Source organism: Bradyrhizobium sp. 33ap4 (genome assembly GCF_032654765.1).
Classification (GTDB): Bacteria; Pseudomonadota; Alphaproteobacteria; order Rhizobiales; family Xanthobacteraceae; genus Bradyrhizobium; species Bradyrhizobium australafricanum.
Map to the genome: position 1 here is coordinate 1 of NZ_JAUMTJ010000009.1, position 16,503 is coordinate 16,503.

The 16,503-nt window shown below is 66.1% G+C and carries 15 protein-coding genes and 2 pseudogenes; 13 read left to right on the plus strand and 4 right to left on the minus strand.

Going from position 1 to position 16,503, the window contains the following annotated elements; genetic code table 11:
• Positions 1 to 75: 75 nt before the first annotated feature.
• Together Q2M23_RS08900 and Q2M23_RS08905 are read left to right on the plus strand one after the other, a co-directional pair.
• Positions 76 to 420: pseudogene (locus Q2M23_RS08900) on the plus strand (pseudouridine synthase); the annotation flags it as partial.
• Between the two features lie 204 nt (positions 421 to 624).
• A complete protein-coding gene (locus Q2M23_RS08905; protein WP_057020939.1) occupies positions 625 to 1,764 on the plus strand; it encodes a DUF2336 domain-containing protein in 1,140 nt (379 codons plus the stop codon).
• A 256-nt stretch (positions 1,765 to 2,020) separates the two neighbouring features.
• On the opposite strand, the gene mtaB is transcribed toward Q2M23_RS08905, so the two are convergent.
• Both mtaB and dapF read right to left on the minus strand, forming a co-directional pair.
• A complete protein-coding gene (gene mtaB / locus Q2M23_RS08910) occupies positions 2,021 to 3,295 on the minus strand; it encodes a tRNA (N(6)-L-threonylcarbamoyladenosine(37)-C(2))-methylthiotransferase MtaB (protein ID WP_316395347.1) in 1,275 nt (424 codons plus the stop codon).
• An 18-nt stretch (positions 3,296 to 3,313) separates the two neighbouring features.
• Complete coding sequence (gene dapF, locus Q2M23_RS08915; RefSeq protein WP_316395348.1) at positions 3,314 to 4,198, minus strand: diaminopimelate epimerase; 885 nt, start codon at positions 4,196 to 4,198, stop codon at positions 3,314 to 3,316.
• 183 nt (positions 4,199 to 4,381) lie between these two features.
• Between dapF and Q2M23_RS08920 the strand changes: the two genes are divergently transcribed.
• A complete protein-coding gene (locus Q2M23_RS08920; protein WP_316395349.1) occupies positions 4,382 to 5,086 on the plus strand; it encodes a GyrI-like domain-containing protein in 705 nt (234 codons plus the stop codon).
• A 5-nt stretch (positions 5,087 to 5,091) separates the two neighbouring features.
• Positions 5,092 to 5,832, plus strand: coding sequence for an SIMPL domain-containing protein (locus tag Q2M23_RS08925; RefSeq protein WP_316395350.1), 741 nt, complete (start codon positions 5,092 to 5,094; stop codon positions 5,830 to 5,832).
• 145 nt (positions 5,833 to 5,977) lie between these two features.
• Here the strand turns inward: Q2M23_RS08925 and Q2M23_RS43970 are convergent.
• Positions 5,978 to 6,854 (minus strand): annotated as a pseudogene (locus Q2M23_RS43970) (MBL fold metallo-hydrolase).
• A gap of 600 nt (positions 6,855 to 7,454) precedes the next feature.
• Here Q2M23_RS43970 and ffh point away from each other — a divergent pair.
• From ffh to rimM, 3 genes are all read left to right on the plus strand, one after another.
• Complete coding sequence (ffh, locus tag Q2M23_RS08940; RefSeq protein WP_018269389.1) at positions 7,455 to 9,002, plus strand: signal recognition particle protein; 1,548 nt, start codon at positions 7,455 to 7,457, stop codon at positions 9,000 to 9,002.
• A gap of 85 nt (positions 9,003 to 9,087) precedes the next feature.
• Complete coding sequence (gene rpsP / locus Q2M23_RS08945; RefSeq protein WP_016847621.1) at positions 9,088 to 9,420, plus strand: 30S ribosomal protein S16; 333 nt, start codon at positions 9,088 to 9,090, stop codon at positions 9,418 to 9,420.
• An 18-nt stretch (positions 9,421 to 9,438) separates the two neighbouring features.
• The gene (gene rimM / locus Q2M23_RS08950) at positions 9,439 to 9,960 is read left to right on the plus strand and encodes a ribosome maturation factor RimM (protein ID WP_057020943.1); all 522 of its coding nucleotides are present in this window, start codon (positions 9,439 to 9,441) and stop codon (positions 9,958 to 9,960) included.
• 13 nt (positions 9,961 to 9,973) lie between these two features.
• Here rimM and gcvA read toward each other — a convergent pair whose 3' ends face one another.
• Entirely contained in the window at positions 9,974 to 10,885 is a 912-nt protein-coding gene (gene gcvA / locus Q2M23_RS08955) for a transcriptional regulator GcvA (RefSeq protein ID WP_316395352.1), read from the minus strand.
• A gap of 172 nt (positions 10,886 to 11,057) precedes the next feature.
• On the opposite strand from gcvA, the gene Q2M23_RS08960 reads away from it, so the two are divergent.
• The 6 genes from Q2M23_RS08960 to leuC all read left to right on the plus strand — a co-directional run bounded on the left by Q2M23_RS08960 (position 11,058) and on the right by leuC (position 16,500).
• Positions 11,058 to 12,257 (plus strand): MFS transporter, encoded by a 1,200-nt coding sequence (locus Q2M23_RS08960; protein WP_253638300.1) that lies wholly within the window; start codon positions 11,058 to 11,060, stop codon positions 12,255 to 12,257.
• A 134-nt stretch (positions 12,258 to 12,391) separates the two neighbouring features.
• A complete protein-coding gene (locus Q2M23_RS08965) occupies positions 12,392 to 12,730 on the plus strand; it encodes an alcohol dehydrogenase catalytic domain-containing protein (protein ID WP_316395353.1) in 339 nt (112 codons plus the stop codon).
• Positions 12,727 to 13,473: a zinc-binding dehydrogenase gene (locus tag Q2M23_RS08970; protein ID WP_316395354.1), complete on the plus strand. Its 747-nt coding sequence runs from the start codon at positions 12,727 to 12,729 to the stop codon at positions 13,471 to 13,473. The genes Q2M23_RS08965 and Q2M23_RS08970 overlap by 4 nt, the downstream gene beginning before the upstream one ends.
• A gap of 9 nt (positions 13,474 to 13,482) precedes the next feature.
• Positions 13,483 to 14,244, plus strand: a complete 762-nt coding sequence (gene trmD, locus Q2M23_RS08975; protein WP_316395355.1) for a tRNA (guanosine(37)-N1)-methyltransferase TrmD — start codon at positions 13,483 to 13,485, stop codon at positions 14,242 to 14,244.
• A gap of 109 nt (positions 14,245 to 14,353) precedes the next feature.
• A complete protein-coding gene (gene rplS, locus Q2M23_RS08980) occupies positions 14,354 to 14,734 on the plus strand; it encodes a 50S ribosomal protein L19 (RefSeq protein WP_018269387.1) in 381 nt (126 codons plus the stop codon).
• A 359-nt stretch (positions 14,735 to 15,093) separates the two neighbouring features.
• On the plus strand, positions 15,094 to 16,500 hold the full coding sequence (gene leuC / locus Q2M23_RS08985; protein WP_316395356.1) for a 3-isopropylmalate dehydratase large subunit: 1,407 nt from the start codon (positions 15,094 to 15,096) through the stop codon (positions 16,498 to 16,500).
• Positions 16,501 to 16,503 lie beyond the last annotated feature (3 nt).

A 16,503-nucleotide genomic window follows, 5' to 3' on the forward strand; every position in this document is an offset into this window, starting at 1 on the left:
CAAGCGGTCATAAGAAGACAACTATAACACTCAACTCCTTGGCTCACAGAACGACATGGCTACGATCCGACTTGGCTCAACGCCGAGCGCGGCTGGTGGCAGAAGCCGGACCCGGATGGCCAGAAGGCGATCACCAACTGGAAGGTGCTGGGGCGTGGCGATGGCCTCACCTGGCTCGCGATGGAGCCGGTCACCGGCCGCACCCATCAGCTGCGGGTGCATTCGGCGGCGATGGGCTGGCCGATCGTCGGCGACAATATCTATGGCAATGGTCCGCGCTTCGGTGAGCCGACCCTGCATCTGCATTCCCGCGAGATCGGCATCCCGATCTCCAGGAACAAGGACCCGGTGCATGTGGTCGCGCCGGCACCCGAACACATGCGGGAGCGGCTCAGGGCCTGCGGCTGGAACGGCGACTAAGCATGATCCGGAAAAGTGCGAAGCGGTTTTCCGAAAAGATTATGCTCAAACAAAGAGCTAAAGCGCGATGACGATCCAGCCCAACCTCATCGCGCTTTAGCCTCCGTGATTTTACGGAGAATTATCCTTTACGGAACATTCAGGCCCATCCGCTAGTCCTGAAGGCAGCTTAGAAAAGCGCGCTGCGACGGCTCAGGACGAGCAATGCTGAATGATGGACAAGCAATTGTCGACGAGGTCGAGGCTGCGATACGCGCCGGCTCCGCCGATAAATGCCTGGCCACGGCAAGGCGCGTCACCAGCCTCTTCCTCGCATCCGCCGGCAAGTTCAACAGCGAACAGATCGAGCTGTTCGACAACGTGCTCGAGCGTCTGGTGAAGACCATCGAGTTGCGCGCGCTCGCTGACATCAGCGCCCGGATGGCGCTCACCGACATCAGCGAGCAGCTCGCACCGGTCGCCCAGGCACCGCCCGCGATCATTCGCCGTCTCGCCAGCAATGACGAGATCAGGATCGCGCGGCCGATCCTGCAGGAATCGTCGCGGCTCAGCGCGGACGATTTGGTCGAGATCGCACGGACCAAGAGCGAGCAGCATCTGCTCGCCGTCTCCGGCCGCTGGTGGCTGAAGGAGGTCGTCACTGACGCGCTTCTGGCGCGTCGCTTTGCGAGCGTGAGCCACCGCCTGGTCACCAATCCCGGCGCCAAAGTATCGCCGGGCGGATTTGCCGTCATCCTCGCGCAGGCCGAGCACGATCCGGTCCTTGCGGTCGAGACCGGCATTCGCGCCGACCTGCCGTCGGAGCTCCGCCTTCAGCTCCTGCGCCGCGCGACGGAAGAGGTTCGCGGCCGTCTGCTGGAACGCGCCCCGCCCTATCTGTTCGAAGAAATCCGGCATGCGATCGCAGCGGTCGCCGCCGGCGTCGAGCGCGACATGTCGCAAGTCCGCGACTTCACCGCGGCCAAGCACCACGTCGCGAAGCTGAAGGACGACGGCGAGCTCAACGAAGCCTCACTGCTCGGTTTCGCCAGGCAGCGAAAATATGAAGAGACCATCGTTGCGCTGGCGTATCTTGCGCAGTCGAACATCGAGGTGATCCGCTCCCTGATGCAAAGCCTGCGCAGTGAGGGCCTGCTGGTGCCGTGCCGGGCGGCAGGCCTGAGTTGGGATACCGCCGCCGCCGTGATGGAATGTCGCTATACCACCGGCTCCATGGGACCGGTCGAACTCGCCCATGCGAAGAGCCAGTTCACGAAATTGACCCGCGAAAACGCCGATCGCCTGCTGCGGTTCTGGCAGGTTCGCGCGTCGCAGCCGGCAAGGCTGGGCGGGCGCACGCACTGAGTGCGTCATGCACGATGCGCATGTAGAGATTCAACCTGTCAAATAGCTCGTTCAGTATCATCACATGCGAAATGCAGGTGATCCGCTGCTCCGGACCCGCCATGCGCGGCTCCCCACATTCGTCGTCGTGGCGAAAGCCTGGACCCATAACCACCGCATTCGGCGACCGTGCGAGATCGCGGCCCCAGCGTCGCGCAGCAATTGAGATCTGGGGTAATGGGTCCCTGCGCCGGGACGACAATGGGAGCGAACTTTCTCAGCGGCCCGATGCAATGAGCCGCGCACCGTCATGGCCGCGGATAGTCATCGCGCGCACCATGCCCGGCACATCTCTCTCGATCGCGACCGGCAGGAAGTGCTCGGTGCGGCCCTGCGTGCCGCTCTCGATCAGCACCTCGCGCGTCGCGCCGACTTCCGCATCAAGCCGGCGCAGCAGCGCGGCTTCGCCGGCCGCGCGCAGCCGCCTGGCGCGCTCCTTGATCGCGCCGCCATCGACCTGCGGCATCCGTGCGGCGGGCGTGCCCGGACGCCGCGAATAGGGAAACACGTGCAGGAAGGTGAGATCGCATTCCGCGACCAGATCGAGCGAACGCGCGAACATCTCTTCGGATTCGGTCGGGAAGCCCGCGATGATGTCGGCGCCGAGAGCGATGTCCGGCCGCAGCCGGCGGACCTGCGCGCAGAAATCGATCGCGTCCCGGCGTGAATGTCGGCGCTTCATCCGCTTCAGGATCATGTCATCGCCGGACTGCAACGACAGATGCAGATGCGGCATCAGCCGCGCATCGTCGGCGATGACATCGAGCAGGTCGCGATCCGCCTCGATCGAATCGATCGACGAGATGCGCAGCCGCTTCAGCTCGGGCACATGGCGCAGGATCTGCCGGGTCAACTGGCCGAGTTTCGGCGCGCCCGGCAGGTCGGCGCCATAGCTCGTGAGATCGACGCCGGTCAGCACGATCTCGGCATGGCCGCGCTCGACCAGCGCGCGGACCTGATCGACCACCGCGCCCATCGGCACCGAGCGCGAATTGCCGCGTCCGTAGGGGATGATACAGAAGGTGCAGCGATGGTCGCAGCCGTTCTGCACCTGCACGAATACGCGAGGCAGGCCGCGCTCGAAGCCGTCGAGCAGATGCGGCGCCATCTCGGTCACCGCCATGATGTCGGCGACGGCGACCTTCTCGCTTGTGTCGATGCCGAACGGCGCCTCGAACGCGGCGCGCGTGGCCTGCCAGGCGTCGCCACGCATCTTCTCGTCATTGCCGACGACGCGATCGACCTCGGCCATCTCGGCGAACATCCGGCTTTGCGTCTGCGCCGCACAGCCGGTGACGACGATGCGCGCATGCGGGCGTTCGCGTTTCAGCTTGCGGATCGACTGCCGCGCCTGCGCCACCGCCTCGTTGGTGACGGCGCAGCTGTTGATGACGATGGTGTCGCAAAGCCCCGCCTGCTCGGCTTCGCGGCGAATCACCTCGGACTCAAATGCGTTGAGGCGGCAGCCAAAGGTGACGACATCGACGCCCATAACCGATCTCACGCCCGATCAAGCAACGCTGGCGAACAGCGCCGGATCGAAGCGGCCCTCATATTCGAAATCGGCGGTGCCGGTCATCAGCACGTGATCGTCGCGCTCGCGCCATTCGATGCCGAGCTTGCCGCCGGGCAGTGTGATCTCGACGCTGCGATTGGCACGCTTGAGCCGCGCCGCCGCGACCGCTGTCGCGCAGGCCGCCGAGCCGCACGCTCTGGTGAGGCCGGCGCCGCGTTCCCAGGTGCGGATCGTGATGTGGTCGCGATCGACGATATGGGCGAGGGTGATGTTGGCGCGTTCCGGAAAGATCGGGTGGTTTTCCAAAAGCGGGCCGAAACGTTCGAGATCGTAGGCATTGACGTCATCGACCCAGAAGATCGCATGCGGATTGCCCATCGAGACCACCGAGGGCGAATGCAACACCGGATTGTCGATCGGCCCGACCTGCAGCTCGATGTAGCGGGTGTCGCGAAATTCCTCAGCCAGCGGAATGTCCTGCCAGCCGAACCTCGGCGCGCCCATGTCGACGGTGTAGAGATCGGGCGCCGGCCCCTGCCAGCAATTGAGCAGGCCGGCGCGGGTCTGGAACGTCGCTGATGTCTGGCCGGTCTTCTCGAAAATCCGCCGCACCACGCAGCGCATGCCGTTGCCGCAGGCCCCGGCCTCCGAGCCGTCATTGTTGTAGATCGAGATGAACGCTTCGGTGCCGTCGAGCCGAGGCGGCTGCAGCACCATCAGCTGGTCATAGGGCACGCCCGCCGGCGAAGCCACGGCGCGCGCCTCCGCCGCCGACACCTGTGCCCGACCTTGTACCGCTGAATCGCGCAGGTCGACGACGACGATCTCGTTGCCGATGCCGTTCATCTTGGCGAATGCGTGATTGGCGAGCGCGCTCATCGATTTTCCCAAATTCTGCCCGGTTATATGGCGAGTGGTGGCCAGTTAGCCAGCCTGAATGGCCCCATGACACATCTGTCATGGGACGAATGCAGAACTTGCGTGTTAGGAATATCGCACCTCGCGGACCGCGCGCCGGGACAGATCGAGCGGCCGTTCGAGGCAGGGGATGGAGAAAAACCAATGAACCGTATCAACACGCTCCGCGCGGCCCTGGTCGCGCTGCTGCCCTTGGCCGCGATCGCACTGGCAAGCCCGGCCCCTGCCCAGTCGCCGTCAGCCTCGCCCGCTCCCGCAGCGAGCCCGACCCCTGCGCCTGCACCGTCGGCGACACCGGTGCCCCCGCCGGCCGAGACCAAGTCGCCGGCCGACAGCCCGGCCGCAGCGCAGACCCCGGCGCCGGCGCCGGCCGCCCCGGTGCAGACCGCCGATCCCTTCGGCGAGCCGTTCACGCTGGAGCCGAAAAAGGTCGTGATGCTGAAGGGCACGGCCAATTGGGATTCCGCCTTCGACGCCCTGATCGAGGCGTTCAAGCAGCTCACCGCGCTGCTCGACAAGGACGGCGTCAAGGCATCGGGCAATCCGATGATCGTCTACACCTCGACCGACGACACCGGCTTCACCTTCATCGCCGAGATCCCGGTCGATCAGGACGTCAAGAACCTCGGCAAGAACATGAGCATGGGCAATTCGCCCGACGGCAAGGCGCTGAAGTTCGTCCATCGCGGTTCCTACGACAACATGGACAACACCTATGAGGCGATCACCAACCACCTCGACGACAAGAAGCTCGAAGCCAAGGACACCTTTGTCGAGGAATACATCACCGATCCGCTGAAGACCGCGGAGGACAAGCTTGTGATCAACGTCTACGTACCCCTGAAGTGAGCCAGATGACCCATCGCCTTCTCCTTGGCCTCCCCGTTGGCCTCTCCTTCGCCGCCACCCTGATCGCGACCACGCTGCTGGCTGCGCCCGCACTGGCGAATGACGACTTTCCGCCTGCGATTTCGGTCACCGGCGAGGCGACCGTGTCGGCGCCGCCCGACCAGGCGCAGCTCGACGCCGGCGTCACCACCGACGCCAAGACCGCACGCGAAGCCGCCGAAGCCAACAATGTGACGATGGGCAAGGTGCTGGCCGCGCTGAAGGGCGCCGGGGTCGCGGAGAAGGACTTTCAGACCTCGCGGCTGTCGCTGCAGCCGCAATTCGCCAATCGTGGGCCGTCGTCGCCGAACGCCCCGCCCAGCATCGTCAGCTACCATGCGAGCAATCGCGTCACGATCAGGCTGCACGATGTGAGCAAGGTCGCCAGCGTCATCGACGTGCTGGTCGGTGCCGGCGCCAACGATATCGGCGGGCTCAATTTCTCGGTGTCGCAGGCCTCGAAGCTGCTCGACGAGGCGCGCGAGAAGGCGATCGCCGACGCCCGCCGCAAGGCCGAGATCTACGCCAAGGCCGCCGGCGTCACGCTCGGCGCGCCGTTGAATATCGCGGAGGTCGGCTCGGCGCCGGTCCCGGTGTTCCGTCCCAAGATGGCAACGGCCGGCTTCGCCGCGCCGACGCCGGTGGCGCAAGGCGAGGAAACACTGACGGTCAATGTCAGCGTCTCCTGGGCGATCAAGGAGAAGTAATTCAAGGCAGCCAATTGACGTCGTCCCGGCGAAGGCCGGGACCCATTACCACCGAGTTTAGTTGTGAACGGAATCGTGGCCCCAGCGTCGCGCAACAATTAATATTTGGGGTAATGGGTCCCGGCCTTCGCCGGGACGACAGCATTTAGATTTCGAACACCTGCCCGGGCTTCAACGCGACAAACTTCTCGCGCGGCACGCTCGCCGCATCGAGCGCTTCGCCAAGCGCGATCGCGGGCGCGTCGATCGCCTCGTCGGTCAACTGGAATGTGCCGTGGTGATGCGCCAGCGCCTGGGCGGCGCCACAATCGGCCAGCGCCTTCACCGCATCCTCCGGGTTCATGTGCTGGTCGCGCATGAACCAGCGCGGCTCATAGGCGCCGATCGGCAGGATCGCGAGCCTGAGCGGGCCGTGCGCCTCGGCCACCCGGCGGAAATGCCCCCCGTCCCCGTAGCCGGAATCGCCGACGATGTAGAGCTTGCCGGCCGGCGTCTCCAAAACAAAACTCGCCCACAGCGCCTTGTTGCGATCGAACAGGCCGCGACGTCGGCACCAGTGTCGCGGCAAGGCCATTGCCGAGCTCGGCGCGCTGATGCCAGTCGAACGCCTCGGCTTTGATCGCGGCATCGGATGCCCGCATCGTGACGTCGTTGCCGAGCGGCGTGATCACGCGAGGACCAAATGCCCCCGCGAGCTTCGACAGCGTCGCGACGTCGAGATGGTCGTAGTGGCCGTGCGACACCAGCACGACATCGATCCTGGGCAGTTTATCGAATGCGATGCCGGGATCGTTGTGCCGCTTCGGCCCGGCGAAGCTGAACGGCGAGGCCCGCATCGACCAGACCGGATCGAACAGGATGTTGAGGCCCGCGGTCTGGATCAGCCAGCTGGCATGGCCGACAAAGCAGAGCCGCACCTTGTCGCCTTCGACGCGGGGCGGCGGCGTATCGGCATGGGGGCTCGGCGCCCATTCCGGCCAGACCGCGCGCTTCCGGCCGCCCCCGAACTGCCAGCGCAGCACTTCACCAAGCGATTTCGGCGGCGAGCCGTCCGGATCGAAGAAGTGCAGGCCGTCGAAATGATCGGACACGGGGCCGTCGTAGGTTTTCATGGTAGTCATCCAGATCGAGGGCACGCCGATTGCGGCGGCGGCTCCGGTCAAGGTTGCAAGAAGGCGGCGGCGGGTGATCAGCACGCGGGTTCCGGAATAGGAGGCAGGCTCCGGTTATATGGGTGGCAGCGGCGAATTCGGAACTAATAGGGCAAATCGACGTGATTTCAGCACCTTACTGTCCAAGCTGAGCGGATTTCAGCGAAACTTTCCTTGACTTTGCCGCCCCGGCGGCGTTTAACGCGGCTACTTTCTCGGAAAGCTCCGTCTTTTCGACCCGCCGACTGGTCCTGGAGGCCAGAGGCCAACGCCCGACAGCGCGATGCGCCCTCGGGCGCGAAAGTGTTTGGATTTCCTTCTCCCTCGCCCCGCTCTTGCGGGGAGAGGGTCGGGGTGAGGGGCTCTCTCCGCGCACTGTGCGTGTGGATAGCCCTGTACCCCCTCACCCGCCGCGCAAGTGCGTGGCGACCTCTCCCCGCAGACGGGGAGAGGTAAAAGAGGACAACGGCATTGTTCGACAATCTGTCGGAACGGCTTGGTGGCATTCTCGATCGTCTGACGGGGCGCGGTGCGCTGACCGAAAAGGACGTCGATGCCGCAATGCGCGAGGTGCGCCGCGCGCTGCTCGAGGCCGACGTCGCGCTCGAGGTGGTCCGTAGCTTCATCGACCGGGTCCGCGAGCAGGCGATCGGCGCCACCGTCGTCAAGTCGGTGACGCCGGGCCAGATGGTGGTGAAGATCGTCCATGACGAGCTCGTCGCCACACTCGGTTCCGACGGCCAGACCATCGATATCAACTCGGTGCCGCCGGTGCCGATCATGATGGTCGGTCTGCAAGGCTCCGGTAAGACCACCACCACCGCAAAGCTCGCGCGCCGCATGGTCCAGCGCGACAAGCGCAAGGTGCTGATGGCCTCGCTCGACGTCTACCGCCCGGCGGCGATGGAACAGCTCGCGGTGCTCGGCCGCGACCTCGACATTCCGACGCTGCCGATCGTCGCCGGCCAGATGCCGCCGCAGATCGCAAGGCGCGCGTTGGAGGCCGGCAAGCTCGGCGGCTACGACGTCGTGCTGCTCGACACCGCCGGCCGCACCACGCTCGACGAAGACATGATGAAGGAGGCGGCCGAGATCAAAGCCGCCGCCAATCCGCACGAAGTGCTGCTGGTCGCGGATAGCCTCACCGGCCAGGACGCGGTCAACCTCGCGCGCTCGTTCGACGAGCGCGTCGGCCTCACCGGCATCGTGCTGACGCGCGTTGACGGCGACGGCCGCGGCGGCGCCGCGCTGTCGATGCGCGCGGTCACCGGCAAGCCGATCAAGCTGATCGGCACCGGCGAAAAGACCGACGCGCTGGAAGACTTCCATCCGAACCGCATCGCCGGCCGCATCCTCGGCATGGGCGACGTGGTCTCGCTGGTCGAGAAGGCCGCCGCCAATATCGACGCCGAGAAGGCCGCGCGCACCGCCGAACGCATGCGCAAGGGTCAGTTCGACCTCAACGACATGCGCGAGCAGCTGCAGCAGATGGCGAATATGGGCGGCATCGGCGGCCTGATGGGCATGATGCCCGGCATCTCCAAGATGAAGAACCAGATCGCGGCGGCCGGCATCGACGACAAGATCCTGAAGCGCCAGGTCGCGATCATCGACTCGATGACGCGGCAGGAGCGCAAGAACCCGGACATCCTGAAGGCGAGCCGCAAGAAGCGCATCGCGGCAGGCGCTGGCCAGAGCGTCGAGCACGTCAACAAGCTGCTGAAGATGCACCGGAACATGGCCGACATGATGAAGGCCATGGGCAGCGGCAAACGCGGCCCGCTCGCCGGCATCGCGCAGGCGATGGGATTCGGCGGCGGCATGAAGCCGCCCTCGGCCGAGGAGATGAAGGCGCTCGCCGAGAAGATGCAGGGCGGCGCCGGCGGCGGCCTGCCCAATCTGCCGAAGGATTTGCCGGCCGGGCTGCGCGGCGGCTTGCCGAACGTGCCGGGCCTAACCGGCCTTTCCGGCAAGCCGATGCTGCCGGGCCTCGGCGGTTTCCCGGGCAAGAAGAAATGAGGAATTCGTCGCGACGGCTCGTATACGGCCGGCGCGACGCGGAATGCCAATCAATCGAACACATCGACCTTTGAAGGAGAACTGAATGTCCGTTGTTATCCGCCTCGCTCGCGCAGGCACCAAGAAGCGTCCCGTCTATCACGTCGTCGTCGCCGACTCGCGCTTCCCGCGCGATGGCCGCTTCATCGAGCGTCTCGGCCACTTCAACCCGTTGCTGCCGAAGGACAACGAGTCGCGCCTGAAGCTCGACATGGACAAGGTGAAGGCCTGGCTCGCCAAGGGCGCGCAGCCGTCGGATCGCGTGACCCGCTTCCTCGACGCCGCCGGCGTCAAGAAGCGCGCGCCGCGCAACAACCCGGAAAAGGCCGTGCCGCGCAAGGAGCGCAAGGCGCAGGCCGAAGCCGCCGCCAAGGCTTAAGGCTGAACGGCGACCACGGTGGCTGCACCGGTCTGTGTCGCCCGTATCGGCGCTGCGCATGGCGTGCGCGGCGCCGTCAGGCTTTGGACCTTCACCGAAGATCCGCTGGCCGTGAAGGACTACGGTCCGCTGATGACCAAGGACGGCACGCGCCAGTTCGAGGTCACGCATCTGCGTGAGGCCAAAGACCATCTGGTGGTGACGCTGAAGGGCGTCGCCAGCCGCGATGATGCCGAACGGCTCAACGGGCTCGAGCTCTACGTTCCGCGCGACCGGCTGCCGGACACCGACGACGGCGAATACTACCACACCGATCTGATCGGGCTCGCCGCGGTGACGACGACGGAGCAGCCGCTCGGCAAGGTGATCGCGATCCATAATTTCGGCGCCGGCGACATCATCGAGATCGCCCCGCCGCAGGGCGCGACGATGCTGCTGCCGTTCACCAATGCCGTGGTGCCGACTGTCGATCTCGACGGCGGCCGCGTGGTGATCGACCTGCCCAAGGAAATCGACGGCGACGATCCGTCGGCGGCCTGATCGAAAATAATCTTCAACGCGTCATCCGGCCCTGCTGCTCGAGCCAGTCGCAGAACACCGCGCTGTGCGGATCGTTGCTGCGCCCCGCCGGGAAGTAAGCGAAGTAGCTCCGCGCCGGCAGGCTGACATCCGGAAACGGCGTCACCAGGCGCCCGGCCGCGAGATCGTCCGCGATCAGCGCGGTCGGTCCCATCGCGACGCCGAGACCATCGAGCGCGGCCTGGATCGTCAGATAGAAGTGATCGAAGGTCAGCGCGGCCGCCGGCTCCAGCGCGGATTGCCCGGCCTCGGTGAGCCAGTCGCGCCACAGCCGCGGCATCGACGTGACATGCAGCAGCGTGTGCCTGGAGAGGTCCGCGATCTCATTGAGCGGCAGCTGCGCCAATAGCGACGGACTGCATACCGGCAATCTCCGCTCCGACACCAGGAAGCGTGACGAGAAGCCGTGGAAGGTGTCGGGGCCACCGCGGATCACGACGTCGAATGATTCAGACAACGCATCCACCGGATCGTTCGACGTGCTCAGGCGCACCTCGATATCGGGATGCTCGGCGCGAAACCGGCTCATCCGCGGCAGCAGCCAGCGGAGGCTGAAGGTCGCGAGTGCATTGACGCGCAACACCGCGACCGCCAGATCGCCGCGCCGCTCGCGATGCTGCTGCACGGCGGCGGAAATCCGGTCGAGCGCGGGCGCGAACTCTGCCAGCAATGCCGCGCCTGCCGGCGTCAGCACCACGCGCCGCACCGATCGCCGAAACAGCGACGGCGCCCCCAGCCATTCCTCGAGCAGGCGGATCTGCTGACTGACCGCGCCATGGGTCACGCTGAGCTCGGCGGCGGCCTCCTTGAAGCTGCCGAGCCGTGCGGCGGCCTCGAAGGCGCGGACCGCATTGAGCGGTGGCAGGCTGCGGCGTGGGACGAACATTGACCCCTCAATACAAGATTTTCTAACGCATGATCCGATTATTACTGATTTGTGACAACAGCCTTGGCGGCGCATACTGCCATGCAAGCTACTTGTACGGCTTTCTTTTCTGAGGTCCCCGCCTGATGCCCGCCCGCCCCAACTTTAGATTTTCTTGCACAGGAGGGCGGCAATGAGCGTGTCGGCCGAAACTGGCACGGCGCGGCCCGACCGTGCCCGGTCAACCCGCACCCTGACCGTGACCGGGCTCAACCACGCGCTCCACGACGGCTACACCGACGTCATCTACGTGCTGCTGCCGGTCTGGCAGGCCGAATTCGCGCTGAGCTACGGCCTGCTGGCGCTGCTGCGCGGGCTCTATGCCGGCGCCATGGCCGGGCTGCAGATTCCGGTCGGACGCATCGCGGAGCGGATCGACGGCAAGATCATCCTGATCGCGGGCACGGCGCTGTCGGCGCTCGGCTACGCGTTTGCTGGATTCTCCGGCGGTGTCATTGGCCTCGGCCTGGCGCTCGCGCTCTCCGGCGCGGGCTCGAGCACGCAGCATCCGATCGCATCGGCCGCAGTGTCGCGCGCCTATGGCGCGGCGGCGCGCGGGCCGCTCGGCATCTACAATTTCTCGGGCGATCTCGGCAAGGCGGCGATCCCGGCCCTGACCTCGATCCTGCTGGTGATCATGTCGTGGCGGCACGCGCTGCTCGTGCTCGCTCTCGCAGGCTTGCTCGTCGCGGTCTGCATTGCGCTCTGGATGCCGGCCGTCGGCAAGGGCGCCGAGCACAAGGCGGCATCAGCATCGCGCGGCGCCAGCACAGGCCGCGGCTTTCACTGGCTGCTCGCGATCGGAATTCTCGACACCGCGGTCAGGATGGGCTTTCTCACCTTCCTGCCGTTCCTGTTGCGCGACAAGGGCGCCTCGCTGCCGACCAACGGCCTTGCGCTGGCGCTGGTCTTCATCGGCGGCGCGGCGGGAAAATTCACCTGCGGATGGCTCGGCGCGCGGGTCGGGACGCTGCGCACGGTGCTGATCACCGAAGGTGGTACGGCGGCGCTGATCGTGGCCGTGCTGGTGTTGCCGCTGGCGCCGGCCATCGTGCTGCTGCCGCTGCTCGGCGTGATGCTCAACGGCACCTCCTCGGTGCTCTACGGCACAGTGCCCGAGCTCACGCCGGCACACCAGACCGAGCGCGCCTTCGCGCTGTTCTACACGGGTACCATCGGATCGGGCGCCGTCGCGCCTGTTATCTACGGCCTGCTTGGCGACGCGCTCGGCCCGTCGCTCGCGACCGCAGCAACCGCGCTCACGGCGCTGGCGATCTGTCCGCTTGCCGTCGCGCTCGCGCGGCATCTCGCTGACGATCCGACGACGGCGTGACCATAACGTGGGTTAGCCCGTAGCCCGGATGAAGCGCAGCGCAATCCGGGGCCGCTCGTCATTGCTTGCGTGATTCCCGGATTGCGCTTCGCTCCATCCGGGCTACTTAAGCAATGGTCTCACGGAGCATCCCAATGACAAGCACGCACAAGGCCTGGCGGCTGCACGGCCACAACGATCTGCGCTTCGAGGATGTCACGACGCCGATGCCCGCGCCCGATGGCGTCGTGGTGCGGATCGAAGCCGGCATGGTGCTGTCCTACACCAACAGGCTGCTGTCCGGCGCACTGCCCTACAGCCTGCCACCAATGCCGTTCGTGCCGGGCACCAACGCGATCGCGCGCGTCGTCGCCGCCGGCGACAACGTCACGCACGTGCAAAGCGGTGACCGCGTGTTCCTGAGCCCGCATCTGCGCGGCGACGTGCCGGATCGCGATCCGCCGCAGATCCTGATCGGCCTACCGCCACGGTGACGACGCCGGAGGCGCTCGCATTGCAGGCGCGCTGGCGCGACGGCGTATTCGCGGAGATCGCGCACTGGCCGGCCGCCTGCGTTACGCCACTTGCCAATCTCGACGATAAGCGGGCGACCGAGCTGATCGGGCTCGCAAAACTGATCGTGCCGTTCGGCGGCTTGCAGCGCTCCGGCCTGCGCGGCGGGCAGACCATCATTGTCAACGGCGCGACCGGCTATTTCGGTTCGGGCGGCGTGATGCTCGCGGTCGCGATGGGCGCGGGCCGCGTCGTCGCCGTCGGCCGCAAGGAGGCCGCGCTCGAGCAGTTGCGCGACGCGTTCGGCCCGCGCGTCATTCCCGCCGTCGTCAGCGGCGATGCCGCAGCCGACCTTGCGGTCATCCGCCGCGCCGCTGGCGGCAGCGCCGATGTCGCGCTCGATCTGCTCGGCGCCGCCAAGAGCACCTCGACCACGCTGTCCTCCCTGCGCGCGCTCAGGCGTGGCGGCCGGATGGTGCTGATGGGCAGCGCCGAGGTGCCGCTCGAACTCTCGTTCCGCGAGATGCTGGCCAATGACTGGGAGGTGGTCGGGCAGTTCATGTACGACCGCACGGCACCAGGCCAGCTCGCCGGCCTCGCCGCCGAAGGCCTGCTGGACCTGCGCAAGATCAATGTCGCGACCTTCAAGCTTGCCGACTTCCGCCGCGCGGTGGACGCGGCCGCCATGATGCAGAGCCTCGACCTCACGGCCGTGGTGCCGTAACCAGAGGCCATGACATCGCAAGACACCACAGCCCAGGCGACACCATGGCGCGCCACCGTGCTGACCCTGTTCCCGGACATGTTTCCGGGGCCGCTCGGCGTGAGCCTCGCCGGCAAGGCGCTGGCTGGCGGACTCTGGGCGCTGGAAGCGCGCGACATCCGGGCCTCGGCGACCGACAAGCACCGCAGCGTCGACGACACGCCGGCCGGCGGCGGTCCGGGCATGGTGCTGCGGGCCGATGTGCTGGCGGCGGCGATCGACGCCGCCGATATCGTGCCTGACCGCCCGCGCCTGCTGATGAGCCCGCGGGGTCGGCCATTGAGCCAGGCCCAGGTCGCGGAGCTTGCGGCCGGCCCCGGCCCCCTCATCGTCTGCGGCCGCTTCGAGGGCATCGACCAGCGGGTGATCGAGGCGCGGGGCCTCGAGGAGGTCTCGATCGGCGATTATGTGCTGTCCGGCGGCGAAATCGCCGCGATGGCCCTGATCGACGCCTGCGTCCGCCTGCTGCCGGGGGTGATGGGCAAGCAGGCCTCGGGAACCGAGGAAAGCTTTTCCGAAGGACTACTGGAATACCCGCAATACACCCGCCCGCAGGAGTTCGAGGGCCGCCAAATCCCGGAAATCCTGATTTCCGGCGATCACGCCAAGGTCGCGGCCTGGCGGCTGGCCCAATCCGAGGCCCTGACGGCGGCCCGGCGGCCCGATCTCTGGGCCCGCAAGGCCGGCCAAAAAGCCGCTCCGCGAGGGACAAAAAACAAGACAGACGGGTGACAAACCCTGCGCTTTGCCTTATACGGGCGGCCAAATCCGCACCCGCGCAGGATAGATGGACGTTTGCGCAGCCCGCGAAAGGCTGGGCGCGCCGCCGATGGAGATTTCAATGAACCTTATTCAGCAGCTCGAAAAAGAGCAGTTCGACAAGCTCGCCGCCACCAAGGATATCCCGGAATTCGGCCCCGGCGACACCGTCATCGTCAACGTGAAGGTGGTCGAAGGCGAGCGTACCCGCGTGCAGGCCTATGAGGGCGTTTGCATCGGTCGTTCCGGTCAGGGCCTCAACGAGAGCTTCACCGTGCGCAAGATCTCCTACGGCGAAGGCGTCGAGCGCGTCTTCCCGGTGATGTCGCCGATGATCGACTCGATCAAGGTCGTGCGTCGCGGCAAGGTTCGTCGCGCCAAGCTTTATTATCTGCGCAACCTGCGCGGCAAGTCGGCCCGCATCGTCGAGAAGCAGGACCGCCAGACCGCCGTTGGCGAGTAACGTTTCCCTCAGGGGATGTGACCAAAAGCGCGGGGCCTGCCCCGCGCTTTTTTGTTGCGGCATACCTATCTGACGTGCAGGCCCGCGCATGGATCGATTGTCGTGGGCGCGAGCCCTGTGTTAGAAATTTAGAATGGTTCCGGATCAAGCAAGCAAGCGCTGTCCAAGTCAGACCTGCAAGCGCGTCGTGATCGACGATCGCTCGCGGCTGCCCGGCCGCTTCTTCGGTCGCTTTGCGACGTCGGCAACGTCTGAGCTTAGACGCGCAGCGTAACGCTGCCTGGACGCTTTCGCCTGATCGCGCGCTTAAGACGCGCTCATGTCATCCCACCACTGAATTTCTTCTGGAGCTGAAGCTCATGTCCAAACCGACCACGCTGTACGACAAGATCTGGAACGACCATCTGGTCCACGAGGCCGACGACGGCACCTGCCTGCTCTATATCGATCGCCACCTGGTGCACGAGGTGACCTCGCCGCAGGCGTTCGAAGGGCTGCGCGCAGCCGGCCGCAAGGTGCACGCGCCCGAGAAGACGCTCGCCGTCGTCGACCACAACATCCCGACCACCGACCGTTCGAAGCCGAACCCCGACCCTGAAAGCATCGAGCAGATGCGGGTGATGGCCGAGAACGCCAAGGAATTCGGCATCGAGTATTACAACGAGTTCGACAAGCGCCAGGGCATCGTTCACGTCATCGGCCCGGAGCAGGGTTTTACGCTGCCCGGCACCACCATCGTCTGCGGTGACAGCCACACCTCGACGCATGGCGCGTTCGGCGCGCTCGCGCACGGCATCGGCACCTCCGAAGTCGAGCACGTGCTGGCGACGCAGACGCTGATCCAGAAGAAGGCCAAGAACATGCGCGCGATCGTCGACGGCAAATTGCCCGAAGGCGTGACCGGCAAGGACATCATCCTGGCGATCATCGGCGAGATCGGCACCGCCGGCGGCACCGGCTACGTGCTGGAATATGCCGGCGAGGCGATCCGTGCGCTCTCGATGGAAGGCCGCATGACGGTCTGCAACATGTCGATCGAAGGCGGCGCACGCGCCGGCCTGGTCGCGCCCGACCAGAAGGCGTTCGACTTCCTGCGCGGCCGCCCGAAGGCGCCGAAGGGCGCCGCCTGGGACGCCGCGATGCGCTACTGGGAGACGCTGCGCTCCGACGAGGGCGCGCATTTCGACCACGAGATCCGGCTCGATGCGGCCAAGCTGCCGCCGATCGTCACCTGGGGCACGAGCCCTGAGGACGTCATCTCGGTGACCGGCTTCGTACCCGATCCCGACAAGATCGCCGATGAGGCCAAGCGCATCTCCAAGCATCGCGCGCTGAAATATATGGGCCTGGCCGCCGGTACGAAGATCACCGATATCAAGCTCGACCGTGTCTTCATCGGTTCCTGCACCAACGGCCGTATCGAGGACCTGCGTGCCGCCGCGAAGATCGCCGAGGGCAAAACCGTCAACGGCAATGTCAACGCGATGATCGTGCCGGGCTCCGGCATCGTGAAGGAGCAGGCGGAAGCCGAAGGCCTCGACAAGATCTTCATTGCGGCCGGCTTCGACTGGCGCGAGCCAGGCTGCTCGATGTGCCTTGCGATGAACCCGGACAAGCTGAAGCCGGAAGAGCGCTGCGCCTCGACCTCGAACCGCAATTTCGAGGGCCGCCAGGGCTTCAAGGGCCGCACCCATCTGGTGTCGCCCGCGATGGCCGCGGCCGCCGCGATCGCCGGACACTTCGTCGACGTCCGCGACTGGCGGTAAGGT